This is a genomic window from Bacillus daqingensis, assembly GCF_042654445.1.
Taxonomy (GTDB): domain Bacteria; phylum Bacillota; class Bacilli; order Bacillales; family Salisediminibacteriaceae; genus Alkalicoccus; species Alkalicoccus luteus.
In genome coordinates this window covers 342265-360048 of the sequence record NZ_JBHSGK010000013.1, presented here as the reverse complement: position 1 = coordinate 360048, position 17784 = coordinate 342265, and the positions used below count along the sequence as shown (strand labels likewise).

At 51.6% G+C, this 17784-nt stretch carries 17 protein-coding genes and 2 other annotated features; of the genes, 15 read left to right on the top strand and 2 right to left on the bottom strand.

Annotated elements, in window-relative coordinates:
* Positions 1-12 precede the first annotated feature (12 nt).
* From ACFO4L_RS13035 to ACFO4L_RS12995, 9 genes are all read left to right on the top strand, one after another.
* Positions 13-1395, top strand: coding sequence for a replication initiation and membrane attachment family protein (locus tag ACFO4L_RS13035; RefSeq protein WP_377910110.1), 1383 nt, complete (start codon positions 13-15; stop codon positions 1393-1395).
* A 3-nt stretch (positions 1396-1398) separates the two neighbouring features.
* A complete protein-coding gene (gene dnaI, locus ACFO4L_RS13030) occupies positions 1399-2337 on the top strand; it encodes a primosomal protein DnaI (RefSeq protein ID WP_377910109.1) in 939 nt (312 codons plus the stop codon).
* A 395-nt stretch (positions 2338-2732) separates the two neighbouring features.
* Positions 2733-3839: a cyclic dehypoxanthinyl futalosine synthase gene (gene mqnC / locus ACFO4L_RS13025; RefSeq protein WP_377910108.1), complete on the top strand. Its 1107-nt coding sequence runs from the start codon at positions 2733-2735 to the stop codon at positions 3837-3839.
* Between the two features lie 346 nt (positions 3840-4185).
* Entirely contained in the window at positions 4186-6120 is a 1935-nt protein-coding gene (thrS, locus tag ACFO4L_RS13020) for a threonine--tRNA ligase (protein ID WP_377910107.1), read from the top strand.
* A 63-nt stretch (positions 6121-6183) separates the two neighbouring features.
* Positions 6184-6302 (top strand) — a sequence feature (ribosomal protein L20 leader region).
* A gap of 68 nt (positions 6303-6370) precedes the next feature.
* The gene (infC, locus tag ACFO4L_RS13015) at positions 6371-6880 is read left to right on the top strand and encodes a translation initiation factor IF-3 (RefSeq protein WP_377910106.1); all 510 of its coding nucleotides are present in this window, start codon (positions 6371-6373) and stop codon (positions 6878-6880) included.
* An 86-nt stretch (positions 6881-6966) separates the two neighbouring features.
* Positions 6967-7158 carry a 50S ribosomal protein L35 gene (rpmI, locus tag ACFO4L_RS13010; RefSeq protein ID WP_168005323.1) on the top strand — a complete coding sequence of 64 codons (192 nt, stop codon included), beginning with the start codon at positions 6967-6969 and terminating at the stop codon, positions 7156-7158.
* 62 nt (positions 7159-7220) lie between these two features.
* Positions 7221-7577 (top strand): 50S ribosomal protein L20, encoded by a 357-nt coding sequence (gene rplT / locus ACFO4L_RS13005; RefSeq protein WP_168005324.1) that lies wholly within the window; start codon positions 7221-7223, stop codon positions 7575-7577.
* A 100-nt stretch (positions 7578-7677) separates the two neighbouring features.
* Positions 7678-7938 (top strand): DUF1294 domain-containing protein, encoded by a 261-nt coding sequence (locus ACFO4L_RS13000; protein WP_377910105.1) that lies wholly within the window; start codon positions 7678-7680, stop codon positions 7936-7938.
* Between the two features lie 14 nt (positions 7939-7952).
* On the top strand, positions 7953-8525 hold the full coding sequence (locus ACFO4L_RS12995; RefSeq protein ID WP_377910104.1) for a TVP38/TMEM64 family protein: 573 nt from the start codon (positions 7953-7955) through the stop codon (positions 8523-8525).
* A gap of 107 nt (positions 8526-8632) precedes the next feature.
* On the opposite strand, the gene ACFO4L_RS12990 is transcribed toward ACFO4L_RS12995, so the two are convergent.
* On the bottom strand, positions 8633-9049 hold the full coding sequence (locus ACFO4L_RS12990; protein WP_377910103.1) for a sigma-w pathway protein ysdB: 417 nt from the start codon (positions 9047-9049) through the stop codon (positions 8633-8635).
* 204 nt (positions 9050-9253) lie between these two features.
* Between ACFO4L_RS12990 and ACFO4L_RS12985 the strand changes: the two genes are divergently transcribed.
* The 6 genes from ACFO4L_RS12985 to pheT all read left to right on the top strand — a co-directional run bounded on the left by ACFO4L_RS12985 (position 9254) and on the right by pheT (position 16741).
* On the top strand, positions 9254-9754 hold the full coding sequence (locus tag ACFO4L_RS12985) for a dUTP diphosphatase (RefSeq protein ID WP_377910102.1): 501 nt from the start codon (positions 9254-9256) through the stop codon (positions 9752-9754).
* Positions 9755-9843: 89 nt separating this feature from the next.
* Complete coding sequence (locus ACFO4L_RS12980) at positions 9844-10923, top strand: M42 family metallopeptidase (protein ID WP_377910101.1); 1080 nt, start codon at positions 9844-9846, stop codon at positions 10921-10923.
* A gap of 353 nt (positions 10924-11276) precedes the next feature.
* Positions 11277-12098 (top strand): YitT family protein, encoded by an 822-nt coding sequence (locus ACFO4L_RS12975; protein WP_377910100.1) that lies wholly within the window; start codon positions 11277-11279, stop codon positions 12096-12098.
* 39 nt (positions 12099-12137) lie between these two features.
* Positions 12138-12893, top strand: coding sequence for a TrmH family RNA methyltransferase (locus ACFO4L_RS12970; protein ID WP_377910099.1), 756 nt, complete (start codon positions 12138-12140; stop codon positions 12891-12893).
* Between the two features lie 54 nt (positions 12894-12947).
* Positions 12948-13184 (top strand) — a binding site (T-box leader).
* Positions 13185-13270: 86 nt separating this feature from the next.
* Complete coding sequence (pheS, locus tag ACFO4L_RS12965) at positions 13271-14305, top strand: phenylalanine--tRNA ligase subunit alpha (RefSeq protein ID WP_377910097.1); 1035 nt, start codon at positions 13271-13273, stop codon at positions 14303-14305.
* Between the two features lie 21 nt (positions 14306-14326).
* A complete protein-coding gene (pheT, locus tag ACFO4L_RS12960) occupies positions 14327-16741 on the top strand; it encodes a phenylalanine--tRNA ligase subunit beta (protein ID WP_377910096.1) in 2415 nt (804 codons plus the stop codon).
* Positions 16742-16847: 106 nt separating this feature from the next.
* On the opposite strand, the gene rnhC is transcribed toward pheT, so the two are convergent.
* Positions 16848-17780 carry a ribonuclease HIII gene (gene rnhC, locus ACFO4L_RS12955; protein WP_377910095.1) on the bottom strand — a complete coding sequence of 311 codons (933 nt, stop codon included), beginning with the start codon at positions 17778-17780 and terminating at the stop codon, positions 16848-16850.
* Positions 17781-17784: the final 4 nt, after the last annotated feature.

Genomic DNA, 17784 nt, shown 5'->3' with positions numbered 1-17784 from the left:
AGGGATGACGACATGCGCTGGCAGGACATACAGCCCGCAACACCATTTACCGCCGTCATGTCCGCAGCGGTGCCGGACGAACGTGTCCGCTCGCTGACACTTTTATATCAGCCGCTTATCGGACCAGTCGCTTACAGCCTGTATATGATGCTCGCATCAGAGATCAGCATGAGTGCGGACCTCTCCATCCGGGGCACGCATAAACAGTGGATGACGCATACCGGACAGCCGCTGCCGATGCTGGCAGATGAACGGAGAAAGCTCGAAGCAATGGGGCTGCTCGACACATTTAAAAAGCAGGAAGACGGAGACAGCGTGTATTTATATGAGCTCAAGCAGCCGCTTTCGCCTGCCGACTTTTTTGCGGACGATTTACTGAGCGTGTATTTGTACAATCGAATAGGCAGCCGTGAACGATACCGCAGACTCCGGGAATCCTTTTCCGTACATAAAGCAGATAAAAGCGGCTTTGAAAAAGTGACGCAAGGATTCGATGAAGTATTCACTTCGATCCATCCGTCTGAAATGCGAAGTACGTCCGGGGAAATGGCCGACGCTGTCTCGTCTGCCTCGATCCTGCAGGGGAGCGGCGACGAAGCCTCCTTCAGTTTTGGCAGTGAGGAGCTGACGCTCGAAGAAATTGCAGCTCATCTGCCTCCGTTTGTTAAACGGGAGGAGCTGTACACCGAAATCAATGAAACGTGTATTCGTCAAATTGCGTTTTTATACCGGTACAGCGCGGAAGAAATTGCTTATTTAATTCAGGATGCGATGCTTCACACCGATCATCTCGACGTAAAGGAGCTGCGTGAGGCCGCTAAAAGGCGATACCGTCTGCAGGAAAACGGCAAACCGCCGATGCTTGGCATGCGCAGCCAGCCGCCGCAGCTGCGCACCGTGCAAAAGGAGCCTGCTACTGACGAAGAGCGGCAGATTCAGTACTTTGAAACGACATCGCCTCTTGAATACCTGCATGCCTTGAGCGACGGGGCAAAAGTGTTCCCGGGCGACGTAGATATTATCGAAGAGTTGATGGCCGATTACGGACTTCCGGCAGGCGTTGTGAATGTTTTAATCGACTATTTGTATATCGTCAACAACGGCAATCTGGCGAAAGGGCTCGCTTTTAAAATCGCGACCCAGTGGAAGCGTAAAAAAGTAAAGACTGTCTCGGATGCGATGGCACTGGCCAAGCAGGAGCATGAAGGCAGAAAGAATTATGAACAAAAGCAGAAGCAGCCGCAGGGAAAACAGGTAAAGCAGCCACTCCCGAAGTGGATGCAGGAGCCCCAGGAAGAAAAAAAGCAGGATGAGCAGTCTCTGCAGCGGGCCAGGCAGGAAGCGGAAAAATACAAAGCGCTGCTGCGCGAGAAAAAAGAAAAGAGAGGAGGATAAGCGATGGACCCGATTAACCAGTCGCTGCGCCGGTTTGGTGACGGACGGATTCAGGAGCGGCTGAACAAGCTGACGCGGGAAGTGACAGCAGACAGCAGAGTGGCGGCATTCTTAAACGAGCATCCGGAGATTGGCCGCGAAGCTGTTGAAAGCGGTCTGAACGACCTGTATCAGTATAAAGAACAGTGGCACAACTGCGATCACTGTCCTGGACTTGCCGCCTGTCCGAATGTGATGCAGGGCTATCAGCCGCAGCTCGATGCAGTGCGCGGGCGCATTCATCTTTCCTATCAGACGTGCCCGCTAAAGAGGCGGGACGACGAACGGAAAAGACACGAATCATTTATGAAGAGTCTTTACCTGCCGAAGGATATGCTGACTGTGACGTTCGATGACTTTGAGTCAGATACGGAAACCAGAACAGACGCCTACGTCAAAGCGCTGGCGTTTTGTACCAACACAGTACCTGGGGAAACGGCTAAAGGTCTTTACATCCACGGTCCATTCGGGGTCGGAAAAACGTTTTTGGTCAGTGCGATCGCCAACGAGTTTGCTGACCAGGAAGTAGAAACAATGCTCGTTTACACACCTGACTTTTTACGGGAGCTGAAAAGCGGAATTGCTGACGGATCCTATCAGGATAAACTCGATAACGTGAAACGGGCCAGCGTGCTGATTCTCGATGACATCGGCGCAGAGACGATGACGCCTTGGGTGCGGGACGAAGTATTCGGCTCCCTGCTGCAGTTCCGCATGATGGAAAAGCTGCCTACCGTCTTCACCTCTAATTTCAGCCTGGACGACCTGGAGCTGCACTTCGCCTCCACACAGACGCGCGGAGCGGAAAAGGTAGACGAACTGAAAGCGAAGCGGATCATGGAACGGATTCGTCACCTGACTGATGAAATCCCCATGAGCGGCCGCAACCGGCGGACAGACTGATGAATGGAGACAGAAGAAGAAGCATGCCGTTTTCTATGCAAGCCTGCTCCGCTTTTCGCTAAAAGCTTCCCTTCAGCTATTTCCAGGAGTTCCCTCCGGAAAGCGAGGGTCCGCAGATGCAGGCAGATGCAAGGTCATTCACCTGTAATAACGTTATCAATACTCTGGGAGAAGCTGCCTGATCAAGGCAGCTTCTTTATTTAACAGGGAGGAGATGATCAGAAGTACGTGCAGAAAGATAGATTTGGAGGGGAATGTACAGCTGGAACGTCTGCAGAAGCTGCGTGTGGACACAGACTGTTCACTGGTTGATTACAACGGTTTCTTTTTGACCGCCGCACAGAATGTGGTACGATAGGACAAGAGCTTGTAAGTTATGAATGGGGGATTCCTAGATGAGTATCGATGATATTCTGGAACGCTCTCGGAACGGGGAGCGAATTACTGTAGAAGATGCCATCCGTCTTTACGAATCAGATGAAGTAGAGAAGATGGGTGAGCTCGCAAACGAGAAGATGAAGCAGTGGCATCCGGAGCCGGAGACCACTTTTGTGATTGGACGCAACGTCAACTATACGAACTTCTGCGACACATACTGCCGTTTTTGTGCGTTTTACCGGCCTCCGAACGCGAAGGACGGCTATACGCTGGATAACGAAGTGATTTTTCAAAAGATCCAGGAGACCATCGATGTCGGCGGGACGGAGATTCTAATGCAGGGCGGTACGAACCCGAACCTGCCGTTCAGCTATTATACGGATCTGCTTCGCGAAATCAAGAAGCGGTTCGACATCACGATGCACTCGTTTTCACCTGCAGAGATTTACAAAATGGCCGATGTTTCCGGTCTGTCCGTCGATGAGGTTCTCAAGCAGCTGAAGGAAGCGGGACTGGACTCTGTGCCGGGCGGCGGCGCGGAAATTCTGGATAACCGGACGAGACGTAAGATCAGCCGGTTGAAAGGCACCTGGGAGCAGTGGATCGACTGCATGAAGGCTGTGAAACGCGCCGGGATGCATGGTACGGCTACGATGGTCATCGGCTTTGGCGAATCCATGGAAGAGAGAGCACTGCACCTGCAGCGTGTCCGCGATGCACAGGATGATGCAGACTGCTTCCTCGCCTTTATTTCCTGGACATTCCAGCCAGAAAACACGAATATGAAAGGGGAAAAAGTAACGCCGCGCGACTACCTGAAAAACTTGGCGATTTCCCGTATTTTCCTCGATAACATTCCGAATTTCCAGTCGTCCTGGGTGACGATGGGGCCGGAAGTCGGCAAAACGTCTCTTTCTTACGGCTGTAACGACTTCGGCAGTACGATGATTGAAGAAAATGTCGTTTCCGCTGCAGGCGCCACTTATAAGGTTGATACGAACCTGATTCTGCGATTGATCCGCGAGGCAGGTAAGACACCGGTTCAGCGCAATACGAAGTATAAGCATCTCCGTACTTTTGCAGAAGGCGAAACGGTTGAAAAAGACTTTATTATGCAAAACTGACCGGCTCTTGATTTTTATGAGGAGCCCCGCTATACTAAGTTTCAGATTCATACGCACAGCGTTGAGAAGGACGAGATCGTACTTGAAGGCCGGAACAGAGAGGGAAGCAGCCTGCTGAGAGCTTCCTGCGGTACGGGGTATTGATTACCACCTTTGAGCACCCGTTTTGACCCGGGTTACCGGATAGAGACGGGCGGCAGCCGCCGTTAACGGCTGAACGAAGCGGGCTTTGGCCCGGAATAAGGGTGGAACCACGTCGGCACACGTCCCTTCTGATTTTTAAATCAGAAGGCGTGTGCTTTTTTGTGCTTGATCTTGCAGATATACTTAAAGGAGGAACAGGACAATGGCAGAAATTCAGCTGACTTTTCCAGACGGAGCCGTAAAGGCATTTGAGGCTGGTGTTACGACAGAGGATGTGGCCCAGTCCATATCACCCGGTCTGCGTAAAAATGCGCTGGCGGGCAAGTGGAACGGAGAAGAGATTGATTTGCGCACACCAATTCAAGAGAGCGGAGATATTGAAATTATTACGTATCAGTCCGATGAAGGGCTGCATATACTCCGGCACAGCACGGCTCATTTGCTCGCGCAGGCTGTGAAGCGGCTTTACGGCGACGTGCAGCTCGGTGTGGGCCCTGTGATTGAGGAAGGTTTTTACTATGATATCGACGTAGATGAGCCGATTACGAGCGATGATTTGCCAAAGATTGAGAAGGAAATGAAGAAGATCATCGATGAGAATCATGAAATTAAACGAGTGGAAGTCTCCCGTGAGGAGGCGATCGAGCGCTATAAAGAGCTAGGCGACGAGCTGAAGCTGGAGCTGCTGGAAGAGATTCCGGCTGGAGAAACGATCTCGATTTATGAACAGGGAGAGTTTTTCGATCTTTGCCGCGGCGTCCACGTACCGCAGACGTCCAAGCTGAAGAAATTTAAGCTGATGCAGGTGAACGGTGCTTACTGGCGTGGCGACAGCAATAATAAAATGCTTCAGCGCATTTACGGAACTGCTTTTGTGAAGCAGCAGGAAGTCGATGATTACCTGCAGCTGCTTGAGGAGCGAAAAGAGCGCGATCACCGTAAACTTGGCAAGGAACTGGGCATTTTTGCAGTCAATCAGAAAGTAGGGCAGGGGCTGCCGCTATGGCTTCCAAACGGCGCAACGATCCGCCGCATCGTCGAACGTTACATCGTCGATATCGAAGAAAAGCTCGGCTACAATCATGTGTATACACCGGTACTCGGCAGCGTGGATTTGTATAAAACATCCGGCCACTGGGATCACTATCAGGACGATATGTTTCCGGTGATGGAAATGGACGGCGAGGATCTTGTACTGCGCCCGATGAACTGTCCGCATCACATGATGGTGTACAAAAATGACAAGCACAGCTACCGCAATCTGCCCCTGCGGATTGCAGAGCTCGGCACGATGCATCGGCACGAGATGTCAGGAGCGCTTGCGGGTCTGCAGCGCGTAAGAGCAATGACCTTAAACGATGCCCACATTTTTTGCCGTCCGGATCAGCTGAAGCAGGAATTCATCCGCGTGGTGGAGCTGATTCAGGCCGTGTACAGCGACTTCGGCATCAACGATTACTATTTCCGCCTTTCTTACCGAGATAAAGAAAACACAGAGAAATACGTGGATAACGACGAGATGTGGGAGAAGGCTCAGGATATGCTGAAAGAAGCCGTCGATGATATGGGCGTGGAGTACGTGGAAGCAGAAGGGGAAGCGGCCTTTTACGGACCGAAGCTAGACGTTCAAGTCAAGACAGCGCTCGGCAAGGACGAAACGCTCTCCACTGTACAGCTTGACTTCCATCTGCCGGAGCGATTCGACTTGACGTATACAGGGGAAGACGGCAAAGATCATCGTCCGGTCGTGATTCACCGTGGTGTCGTCTCGACGATGGAACGGTTTATTGCATTTCTGATTGAAGAATACAAAGGGGCATTCCCGGCCTGGCTGGCACCTGTACAGGTGAAGGCGATTCCGGTAAGCGACGTGCATCTTGACTACGTGAAGCAGGTCGAGGACCGGCTGCGACGTGAAGGTGTGCGGGTGGAGATCGATACGCGTGATGAAAAACTCGGTTATAAAATCCGCGATGCGCAAATGAAAAAAATACCTTATCTGCTCGTGCTGGGCGATAAGGAAATTGAGAGCAGCGGCGTCAACGTACGCCGATACGGACAAAAAGAAACAGAAGAAATGAGCCTTGAAGCGTTCGCCTCTCATATGAAGCAGGCGATCGCCGATAAATCCAAGTAAGAGAAGCAGTTGACAGGAGCGGGCGTACCTGATAGAGTGTACTGGTGAACAATATACGGACTCCAAAGCAAGAAGAAGCGCCCGCTTCTCACCTGTTTCGTCATCAGTACGTTCAGGTTATCGTGGATCTATTTTACGATAGGTGAAGTGTGGGCGAAGTGTGCCCACGCTTTTTTTCTGCTTTCACGACACGTGAAAGCTCTTGCTTTGCTCCGAGACATTATGGAGGTGGCTCAATATTAGTAAGGATATGTTCGTCAACGAAAATATTCGTGCCCGTGAAGTTCGTCTGATTGGTGCAAACGGCGATCAGATCGGTGTGAAATCCAAGCAGGAAGCATTGGACATGGCCCGCAATGCTGACCTTGATCTTGTGATGGTAGCACCGAACGCAAAGCCGCCTGTATGCCGTATCATGGACTACGGTAAGTATCGCTTCGAGCAACAGAAGAAAGAAAAAGAAGCGCGCAAGAAGCAGAAAATCATTAACTTGAAAGAAGTTCGACTCAGCCCGAACATCGAAGAACATGATTTCAACACAAAGCTTCGCAATGCACGAAAGTTTCTTGAAAAAGGCGATAAAGTAAAGGCTGCGATCCGCTTCCGCGGACGTGCCATTACGCATTCCGAACTCGGCCGCAAAGTTCTCGTCCGTCTTGCCGATGAGTGCAAGGATCTCGCGACGATTGAACAGAAGCCGAAGATGGAAGGCCGCAGCATGTTCCTCGTGCTTGCGCCAAATAAAGAAAACGAAAAATAGAGCGGCGGCCTGTGATTCAGCCCACGACCGTTTCCGCTTCACCTTGAGACAACAACGATTTCTATAGCAGGAAAGGATGTTTGACCATGCCAAAGATGAAGACGCACAGCGGTGCATCAAAACGTTTTAAAAGAACAGGTTCCGGCAAGCTTAAGCGCAGCCACGGCTACACAAGCCACCTGGCGGCAAACAAGTCCCAGAAGCAGAAGCGTAAGCTCCGTAAATCTGCTCTCGTCTCTAAAGGCGACCAGAAGCGCATCAACGAGCTCGTAAAGTAACGAACAGATAACGGAAGCTGCAGCGCAGCCCGTGAAACTATATCATTTGAGGAGGGATTACGATGGCTCGAGTAAAAGGCGGATATGTATCCCGTCGTCGTCGTAAAAGAGTATTAAAACTAGCGAAAGGTTATTACGGTTCCAAACACCGTCTGTTCCGCGTCGCGCAGGATCAGGTAATGAAATCTCACCTGTATGCCTACCGTGACCGCCGTCAGAAGAAGCGTGACTTCCGTCAGCTGTGGATTACACGAATCAATGCGGCAGCCCGCATGAATGGTCTTTCCTACAGCCGTCTGATGCACGGTCTGAAGACAGCAGGAATCGACATGAACCGTAAAATGCTCGCTGATATCGCGATCAACGACGAGCAGGCGTTTGCAGATCTTGCTGCAAAAGCGAAAGAAAACCTGAAGTAATGAAACAGTCGGCTGCCCCGCACTTATGCCGGGCAGCCTTTTTTCATGGCCGCCGCGCTTTGTATGGCGGGCTTGGATATCGATGATGGAGGCAGTGTGGATGATAACAGCAGCAGTCTATTATATCACCGTCAATGCAATTGGAGCTGCGTTTTTTGCAGCGGATAAGCGAAAGGCCCGGCTCGGCAAGTGGCGGATTCAGGAAAAGACGCTGCTGCTTTGGGCATTTGCGGGAGCAGCGCCGCTGATGATCGTGACTGGAAGGCTTATCCGGCATAAAACGCGTACGCTTGTTTTTCGCGCCGCTATGCCGGCTGCTGTCCTGATCCACGCTGGATTCTGGATCTGGATGCTGATGTAAAGGAGTCTGGTAACGTGGAAGAACTGGAAACGACGATTTTTCAAGTCATTGAACAGGCAGGATGGCTCGCGCCGATCATTTTTGTGCTGCTGCACCTGTTCCGGCCATTCCTGTTTCTTCCGGTCGTCATTGTTTGTATGGCCGGCGGGTACTTTTTTGGTTTTGTACAGGGAAGCCTTTACTCCATTGCCGGTCTTGCCCTTATGTCCGCCGCCTTTTATGCGGTTGTGCAGAAGATGCCCCGTTTTCGCGAACGTGTGGCCCGTTTGAAAAAGAAAGTGTTTCACGACAGGCAGATGACAATCGGACAAGTCATGATTTTACGGATGCTCCCGTTTATTCATTTTCATCTGCTGTCACTTTACTTGATGGAGATGACGAACACCTTTCGACGTTACATGACGTACAGCGTGCTTGGCATTATTCTGCCGGCGATGCTGTTTACCGGCTTCGGGCATATTCTGGTAGAACTATCGTGGATATATGCACTGCCGATTCTCGGACTTCTCGCAATCGCTTTTTTCTATTTAGGCCGTCGGGAAGAGCGGCCTGATCCAATGCGCCCGTCGACGAGCAAGGCCGGATGATGGTTGGCTTCTCTTCCTTCGATTATCAGAAGCAGCGCATCGACAGCACTCAAAAAAGGCACTCATCCCTGACTGCGGGTGAGTGCCTTTTAAGGTGTCGTACCGGTTTAGGTTTTGGACTGCTTCTGCTGATTGCGCAGACGCTTAATGATATCATGCACCGGAAGGCCCCATTCGATCGATGCCTTCGGATAGCGGACAAGAATCTCTTTTTCCATCGTCTCAAAGTCAGCGAGCGTCATCCCCCGCAGTTCATCGAGGTTTTCGGCCTGGATGACGATCGTTGTCACTTCTACTGACTGATCGGCAGTTCCGAGAAATTTTTCACCTTCAAACATGGCGCCCTGGGTTGTGATAAAAAGGTGGCGCCGCACGTTTTCCGGGTCGTCAAGCACGTAAAAGTCATGATTGCGTCTGGCTCTTTCCAGTTTGCGCGTGGGATCGGTTATATATTTAATGATACTGAAGGCGATGATTCCGACAGCGATAAGCAGAAAAAGCCGAAAAAGAATTACGGTCATCATGGTAATCTCTCCTTCTCTCAAGGTCGTACCAGAGTATCTGTATCTATCGTACACGCCAGATGATTTAAACGTAAAGAAATAGCTCTTGTTATGTTACGATAGAGCATGCGGGAAGGTTTCATCATGCATTGATTTTCCTGTTAAAAGACGTGAATAAGGCTCTGTATCAAGGGGAAAAAGAGCAGAAAAAGGAGACGGTTACATATGGATCTGCAGATGCTGTTTAAACGCCAGCAGGAGCTGGACAGTTATATTGAAGAAAAGCGTCAGGTCAAACCGGAGGACGTATTTGAAGAGAAGCTGCTGGCTTTTTCTGTGGAAGCGGGGGAGCTTGCCAATGAGGTCCGCAGCTTTAAATTTTGGAGCAGCCGCGGCCCTTCTGACGACCGTGTGATTTTAGAAGAATATGTAGACGGCCTGCATTTTTTGCTGTCGATCGGTAATACCCTTGCGCTGTCCCCGGAGGTCGATGAGGTGGACTTGGCACAGGAAAAAGCGGATAAGAAAGAGCAGACCGCAGCGTTTCTGGAGCTGTTCGCGGCTGTATCTCTGCTGCGAATTGAGCCGTCTGCTGAAACGTACGGCGCGCTGTTCTCCGCTTATTTGAATCTGGCAGGGCAGCTCGGATATTCGTGGGAGGATGTGACTCTCGCCTATCATGCAAAAAACGAGGAGAATTATTCCCGGCAGGAAAACGGTTATTAATTCGATATACGAAGGAATTGAGACGAAGCCGGAAAAACGCTATACTGAACTAGAGTACATACTAACGGAATACAGGAGGATGATCGATCATGGATGAAATGCTCAGCATGCTGAAGGATCTGACAGACGCGAACGGCGTTCCAGGTAACGAACGGGAGCCGCGTGACGTCATGAAACGCTACATTGAACCGTTTGCGGACGAAGTCGAAACGGATCAGCTCGGAAGCCTGATTGCGAAAAAACACGGAAGCGTTCAAAACGGGCCGAAAATCATGGTGGCAGGCCACCTCGATGAAATTGGCTTCATGATTACAAATATTGATGACAACGGCTTTTTAAAATTTCAGTGCGTCGGCGGCTGGTGGGAGCAGGTGATGCTGGCTCAGCGTGTCACTGTCATGACCAAGGAAGGCGACATTCCAGGTGTCATCGGCTCGAAGCCTCCGCACATTCTTCCGGCAGAAGCACGAAAAAAGTCGGTTGATAAAAAGGAAATGTTCATTGATATCGGTGCCAAGGACCGGGCAGAAGCAGAATCTTTCGGCGTGCGCCCTGGCGATTCGGTCGTACCGGTTTGTGATTTCACGGTGATGAAAAACGAAAAGTACCTGATGGCTAAAGCGTGGGATAACCGCATCGGCTGTGCGATAGCAATTGAAGTGCTGCGCCGCTTGAAAGACGAAGATCATCCAAACACCGTCTATGGTGTTGGCACCGTGCAGGAAGAGGTTGGCCTGCGCGGAGCAAAAACGTCTGCCAATCAGATTCAGCCGGACATCGGCTTCGGTGTAGACGTGGGAATTGCAGGTGACACACCTGGTGTATCCGACAAAGACGCCCTTGCAAAAATGGGGGAAGGTCCACAGATCATCGTCTATGATGCATCGATGATTTCGCACAAAGGCCTGCGTGATTTCGTAACGGATACAGCAGATGCTGCTGACATTCCGTACCAGTTTGATTCGGTCCCGGGAGGCGGAACAGATTCTGGAGCCATTCATTTAACAGCGAACGGAGTGCCTGCCCTGTCGATCACGATCGCGACACGCTACATTCACACACATGCTGGTATTCTGCACCGGGATGACTTTGAAAACGCAGTGAAACTAATCGTGGAAGTGATTAAAAAGCTGGATCGCGACACCGTCAACACGATTACGTTCTCGTAATAAGTAATGTGAACCTGCTCCCTGGTAAGGGGGCAGGTTTTTTTATACAACCAGACAGCTGGCTCTATGAAGGAAATCGGGCCTGCACCTGATTTTTCTAAATAAAAGACAGATGGAGGAGCTCCAGGCTCAATCGCCGGATTGAAAAGAAGCTTCTTTTTATGTTTTATAAACATATTGGAAACGAACCTTTTAACAGGCAGGCTTTTACGTGCCGGACATCAATTGATCATAACTTGGGAGAAGAAAGAGACGTCAGAATAGCAGGACGATGCAATCTCATGTTGACGGGATGGGTCTGTTTCCCTATAATGCAGAGAGTTGTTTACTCTTCGGACGAAAGGAGCCCGCTGTTGAACTATTTTGTTAAACTATCTATTATTGTCGCGGCATCCATTTTACTCGGTTTTGCCTTCAACGTGTTTTTGCTGCCGCATGAAGTCCTGACGGGCGGCGTAACGGGTGTTGCCATGATCTTTGGGCTGATGACACCGGTCAATACAGGGTTTTGGATTATCATCCTGAACATTCCTATTGTCATCTTGGGCTGGATGAAACTCGGAAAAGAGTTTATTATAAACAGTATTATCTCTGTAGCGGTTACATCGGTGTCGATGCTCTACATTCCGATTGTGCAAATCACGGAGGACGCCCTGCTTTCTTCCGTTTGGGGCGGCGTCTTGACAGGGGTCGGCATCGGTTTAATCATTCGCTACTACAGTTCGACAGGCGGTTTTGACGTGATCGGAATCCTGCTCATTAAAAAATGGGACATTCCGCTCGGCGGACTGATTTTTGCGCTGAACTCCGGCGTCGTTGTCCTTTCCGGATTTTTCTTCGGCTGGGAGCTTGCGCTGTATACGATGCTCTCGATCTACATTACGGGAATTGTCATTGACCGGATTCACACCCGCCACGTGAAACTGAACCTCATGGTTGTCACTAGCCACGGGGAAGAGCTCCGGCGTGCGCTGCTGGAAAATCTCGTCAGAGGAATCACCGTGATTGACGGTCAGGGCGCTTACTCCCGTGAGGAGAAAAAAGTGCTTTATACGGTGATCACACGCTACGAGCTGGAAATCATCCGAAATGTGCTGAAGGATATTGATCCGGATGCGTTTGTCAGCATCAGTCAGTCGATGCAGGTGATGGGGAATTTCAGAAAAGACGATTAGTCCGGTATCACTGCCGGCATACAAGAGGGGGGAGTACCGGTGGAAGCTATCTCATCGGTCCAGAATCCACGAATTAAAGCATGGAAAAAACTGCAAAAGAAACGGGAGCGGGACCGCTCCGGCCTCTTTCTCGTAGAAGGCGAGCATCTCGTTGAAGAAGCGTTAAAAGCGGCAGTTTCTGTCAAAGAAATCATCATCCGGGAAGACCGGGAAATCCCGAAGCGCTGGCTCATTGATCATATTGAGCTGGTTTACGTGACGGAGCGGGTGATGACGGAGCTGGCGGAAACAGAGACGCCTCAAGGAATGATTGCAGTCTGCGAAAAGCCCGCGCTCGAAAACATCGTGTTTGAGTCCGGACGCTATCTGCTGCTGGACCGGATTCAGGACCCCGGAAATCTGGGCAGTATGCTCCGGACTGCAGAAGCAGCAGGACTGGAGGGCGTCATTTTTGGTGAGGGCTGCGCGGATCCATTTAACGGAAAAGTTGTTCGTTCCACCCAGGGTGCTATTTTTCATATTTACGTGCAGCAGATGGATCTGCACGATGCGGTGGATCGCTGCAGGGAGAACGGCATTCCCGTTTTTGGAACAAGCTTGAACGGCAGCACATTCACTGCGATAGAGCCGCAGGAATCCTTTGCGCTGCTGATGGGCAATGAAGGGGCAGGCGTCGAGCCGTCCCTGCTCGAGAAGACGGATCAGAATTTGTACATTCCAATATACGGGGAGGCAGAATCCCTGAACGTTGGAGCTGCAGCCGGCATTTTGATCTATCATTTGCGCGGAGATTAAAAAGCAATTGAAAAGCGTCTCCGATCCTTATATAATGAACTACAGATCGAATCATTGAACGCGATGAAGGAGAGCAGTAAGCGGATTCATCTTTTTGCCAGGGAGACAGTGCCGAAGACTGGAAGCACTGTTCGAAAAGAACCGCTGAATTCACTCCCGAGCTGGTGCCGGAGTAAGCTGATCAGCTGAAAAGGCAGCCCGGAAGGAAGACCGTTATCTTCCTGTTTGAGAGAACAGAAGCAGCTGCTTCTGTTAACTAGGGTGGTACCGCGAAGTCTTTTCGTCCCTCGGTCCGGGGCGGGAAGGCTTTTTTTCGTGGCAGGACCCCGATGCAAGAATGGATGACGCGGTTTATATTTAAAGGAGGTAATGACAGTATGCTGGAACGTCTGCAGGAACTGCACGATGAAGCAGTAGTAAAAGTAGCAGAAGCGCAGGACCTTGATTCCCTGCAGCAGGTACGGATCTCTTACCTGGGGAAAAAGGGCCCGATCACAGAAGTGATGAAAGGAATGGGAAAGCTTTCTAACGAAGAGCGCCCGGTCGTCGGCGCAAAAGCCAACGAAGTGCGTCAATCGGTGCAAAAGCTTATTGAAGAGAAGGAGCAGACGCTTCAGGCGGCTGCTGTGCAAAAGCAGCTGGCAGAAGAAAGCATCGATGTGACGCTTCCCGGCAGACCGGTAGCGCGCGGTGCACGTCACCCGCTTACGTCAGTGGTGGAGACGATTGAAGATATCTTTACCGGCATGGGCTTTCAGGTGGCAGAGGGACCGGAAGTGGAAACCGACTATTACAACTTTGAATCACTGAACCTGCCGAAGCACCATCCGGCACGAGATATGCAGGATACGTTCTTTGTCACACCGGATCTGCTGCTGAGAACGCAGACATCCCCCGTGCAGACACGGACGATGGAGAAGCATGAGGGCAAGGGGCCGGTTAAGATCATCTGCCCTGGTAAAGTGTATCGCCGTGACGAAGATGATGCGACCCATTCCCATCAGTTCATGCAGATTGAAGGTCTTGTTGTCGATAAAGGCATCCGTATGAGTGACCTGAAGGGCATGTTTGAAGCCTTTGTAAAAAGTTATTTCGGAGAAGACCGGGACATGCGGCTTCGTCCGAGCTTTTTTCCATTCACAGAGCCGTCTGCTGAGCTGGACGTTTCCTGCGCTATGTGCGGCGGAAAAGGCTGCAGAACGTGCAAGGGAACCGGCTGGATTGAGGTTCTGGGTTCCGGTATGGTGCACCCGAACGTGCTGAAAATGGGCGGATTTGATCCGGAGGTTTATTCCGGGTTCGCATTCGGCATGGGTGTCGAGCGTTTTGCAATGCTGAAATACGGGATCGACGACATCCGTCATTTTTACACGAACGATACCCGTTTCTTGGAACAGTTTATCAGAGAATAGAAAAGTGAAGGAGGAAGCAGCGTGCTTTTATCATATAAATGGCTGAGTGATTATGTGGATTTATCCGGCATTACGCCGGAAAAACTGGCTGAGGAACTGACGCTTCACGGTGTCGAGGTTGATGCCGTTCAGGAGCTTGGAGCAGACATTACGAACCTTGTCGTCGGTAAAGTCGTTTCCTGTGAGCAGCATCCGGATGCGGATAAGCTGAAGGTCTGCCAGGTTGATATCGGGGAAGAAGCCGTTCAGATCGTATGCGGAGCTCCAAACGTGGCGGAAGGCCAGTCTGTGGCCGTTGCCCGTGTCGGAGGCCGTTTGCCTGGCGGGATGAAAATCAAGCGGGCTAAGCTGCGAGGGCAGGTTTCAGAAGGAATGATCTGTTCTCTGCAGGAGCTTGGCTTCGAAGGAAAAGTAGTGCCGAAGAAATACAGCGAAGGCATTTTCGTTTTCCCTGAAGAAGTGGTGCCAGGAACAGATGCGAAGGAGCCGCTTGGTCTAGATGACACAGTGCTGGAGCTGGATCTTACGCCGAACCGGTCGGACTGCCTGAGCTATCTGGGAGCTGCTTACGAAGCGGCTGCCGTACTCAACCGCGACGTCTACATGCCTGAGCCTCGCATTGTGCCTGCAAAGGACCGGACCGAGGAATTCGTCAACGTCAGAGTGGAAGCAGATGAATGGAACCCGTACTACGGAGCTACGATGATCCGCGGTGTCCAAGTAAGTGAATCCCCGCTCTGGCTGCAGACCGCGCTGATGACAAGCGGCGTGCGCCCGCTGAATAACGTAGTCGATATTACGAACTACGTGCTGCTTGAATACGGGCAGCCGCTGCATGCGTTCGACTTTGACCGCTTCGGTTCGGATGAAGTAGTCGTGCGCCGCGCTGAGCAGGATGAAACGATGACAACGCTTGACGGCGAGGAGCGGACTCTGAGCGCCGAGCATCTCGTCATCACGAACGGTATTCGCCCAACGGCACTTGCTGGGGTCATGGGAGGAGCTGACTCTGAGGTGGAAGCAACCTCGGAAAACCTGCTTCTGGAATCGGCTTACTTTAAGCCGGAAACCGTCCGGAAAGCCCAAAAGGATCTCGGCATACGCAGTGACTCGAGCATCCGCTTTGAAAAAGGAGTAGATCCGAACCGCGTAGCAGCCGCTGGCGAACGTGCCGCTTCTCTCATTCAGCAGCTGGCCGGCGGTGTCGTGTTAGCCGATCCGGTGGAGCACGATACGCTGAACCGCGATGAGCTGGAGCTCGATGTTCAGGCAGACCGGATCAATGCTTCACTGGGCACAGACATATCAGCAGATGAGATGACGTCGGTGCTGGAACGGCTCCGCTTTCCTGTGAAGGAAAAGAAAGGAACCCTTCACGTGACGGTCCCGACACGGCGGCAGGACATCTCCATCGAACCGGATATCGTGGAGGAAGTGGCTCGTCTTTACGGCTATGACAACATCCCGGTTACACTGCCGAATACGCCGTCGACAAAAGGCGGTCTTACCGTCGCACAAAAGCGAAAGCGCCGCATCCGCCGCTTTTTGGAAAGTGCGGGCATGCACGAAGCAGTAAGCTATTCGTTGACGACAGCAGAAAAGGAAGCACACTTCCGCAGCAAAGAGGAGCCTCGTGTATCAGTCGCTTTGCCGATGAGCGAGGACCGAAGCAGCTTGCGCACGACGCTGATTCCGCATCTGCTGGAAGCGCTCAGTCACAACCGCAACCGGAATTTGTACAACGTATCGCTGTTTGAGCTTGGTTCTGTGTTTCACACGGCTGAAACAGACGTAACGAAGCAGCCTGAAGAAAAAACGTATCTCGCCGGTGCATTTACAGGCTTGTGGGAATCGCATGAGTGGCAGGGAGAAAAGAAGCCGGTCGACTTTTTCGTTGTGAAAGGCGTTGTAGAAGGACTGCTCGCGGAGCTGAAGGCGGAAGTTTCCTTTGAAAAAGCGGAACGAAGCGGATTGCATCCAGGGCGTACGGCTTCTGTGCTGATCCATGATCGTCCGGCAGGCGTCATCGGTCAGCTTCATCCGGATACAGCAAAAGCGTTCTCGCTCCCGGAAACGTACATCGTAGAGCTCGACATCGACGCCGTGCTGAAGGCAGAGGAAAAAACGGTTCGTTATCGCCCGATTCCGCGCTATCCGTCTGTCGACCGAGACATTGCACTGGTCGTTGATCAAACTGTCAGTGCAGCGGAACTGGAGCGGATTATTAAGGAAAACGGCCAGCCGCTGCTGGACCGGGTGCATCTGTTTGATTTGTATGAAGGCGAGCACATTGCTCCCGGAAAGAAATCAGCTGCCTTCTCGCTCCGTTACTTGGACCGCGACAAGACGCTTACCGAGGAAGATGTAGCGTCCGTCCACCAAAACGTGCTGGACGCACTGGAACAGAAGGCTGGAGCTCAGCTGCGCCAGCAGTAACGCGCGACCAGCTGATCATGATAAACTGCCGAAGAGGGCTCTCCAACGCGGAGAGCCCTCTTCGTTAATACTACCGGTGGTTTATGCGCCAGGCTCATCCGGTCCGTTACGTCTGAACGACGCGGTCCGTATTGGAGAAGTGCCATTTTACGGACTGGCGGAGCGTATCTTCGCCGTGCAGGCGCAGGACGTCGCGGGCGGCCTGGTCGACTTTCGGGCCTGCTCCTTTTGGAATCGGAACGCCAAGCTTTTTCGCCAGCTTGTCCATTTCCTGAAGGAACGCATATCGTGCGAGGATCGAGCCAGCTGCGACAGCCGGGTGCATATCTTCTGCTTTTGTGGCAAAATAGATCGGAATCGAATCCGGCCACTGCTTGCCGCTCTGCTTTAAATAGTTAAAATAGCCTTCCGGTTTGACGAACTGATCGATAAACACGCCGTCGTAGGGTGTTTTGCTTTCTTGGAGCTTCCGGATCACGCCTTTGATCGCCTCGTGGTGAAGGAGAGCCTTCATCCGGCCTTGATTCATGCCCTGCTGCTGAAGCTCATTGTATTTTTCGTTGCGTAAAATGGTCAGACTGTATGTGCATTGCTTCAATAGCTTTGGCGCGGTCTGGCGGATTTCCGGGTCGGTAATCGTTTTGGAATCACGCAGGCCGAGCGCTTCGGTCTGTTGAAGCTGATCGCTCGTTAAATGAACGGCCACGACCGTCATCGGACCAAAGTAATCTCCAGTACCGGTTTCATCGCTTCCAATGACAGACAACGAGCGAATATCAGCAGGCGGAGCCCACCGGTGCGAAGCAGGCGCCGGACGTTTGCGGACCGCTCCTCCAGAAGAACGGCCCCACTTTGACGCTTCGGCGTCAGCCTGCTTGCCTTGAAATAGTACCTTGCCGGACTTATAGGCTGTAACGGTACAGCCGGATGTCTTCGCCTGAAAGACAGCGCCCTGCGGCGGTGACTGAATCGAGCCGGCATAATGCTTTTCCATACTGTTCAAAAGCTGCCGGTCTGCTTGGATGACCTGCTGTCCCATATAT

Excerpts from the sequence above, each read along its gene's own strand:
- ACFO4L_RS12990 (WP_377910103.1), bottom strand. The coding sequence starts at position 9,049 with ATGATGACCGTAATTCTTTTTCGGCTTTTTCTGCTTATCGCTGTCGGA.
- ACFO4L_RS12980 (WP_377910101.1), top strand. The coding sequence starts at position 9,844 with ATGGATGAAATGCTCAGCATGCTGAAGGATCTGACAGACGCGAACGGC.
- ACFO4L_RS13035 (WP_377910110.1), top strand. The coding sequence starts at position 13 with ATGCGCTGGCAGGACATACAGCCCGCAACACCATTTACCGCCGTCATG.
- rpmI (WP_168005323.1), top strand. The coding sequence starts at position 6,967 with ATGCCAAAGATGAAGACGCACAGCGGTGCATCAAAACGTTTTAAAAGA.
- ACFO4L_RS13000 (WP_377910105.1), top strand. The coding sequence starts at position 7,678 with ATGATAACAGCAGCAGTCTATTATATCACCGTCAATGCAATTGGAGCT.
- rnhC (WP_377910095.1), bottom strand. The coding sequence starts at position 17,780 with ATGGGACAGCAGGTCATCCAAGCAGACCGGCAGCTTTTGAACAGTATG.
- pheS (WP_377910097.1), top strand. The coding sequence starts at position 13,271 with ATGCTGGAACGTCTGCAGGAACTGCACGATGAAGCAGTAGTAAAAGTA.
- infC (WP_377910106.1), top strand. The coding sequence starts at position 6,371 with ATGTTCGTCAACGAAAATATTCGTGCCCGTGAAGTTCGTCTGATTGGT.
- rplT (WP_168005324.1), top strand. The coding sequence starts at position 7,221 with ATGGCTCGAGTAAAAGGCGGATATGTATCCCGTCGTCGTCGTAAAAGA.
- thrS (WP_377910107.1), top strand. The coding sequence starts at position 4,186 with ATGGCAGAAATTCAGCTGACTTTTCCAGACGGAGCCGTAAAGGCATTT.
- dnaI (WP_377910109.1), top strand. The coding sequence starts at position 1,399 with ATGGACCCGATTAACCAGTCGCTGCGCCGGTTTGGTGACGGACGGATT.
- mqnC (WP_377910108.1), top strand. The coding sequence starts at position 2,733 with ATGAGTATCGATGATATTCTGGAACGCTCTCGGAACGGGGAGCGAATT.
- ACFO4L_RS12985 (WP_377910102.1), top strand. The coding sequence starts at position 9,254 with ATGGATCTGCAGATGCTGTTTAAACGCCAGCAGGAGCTGGACAGTTAT.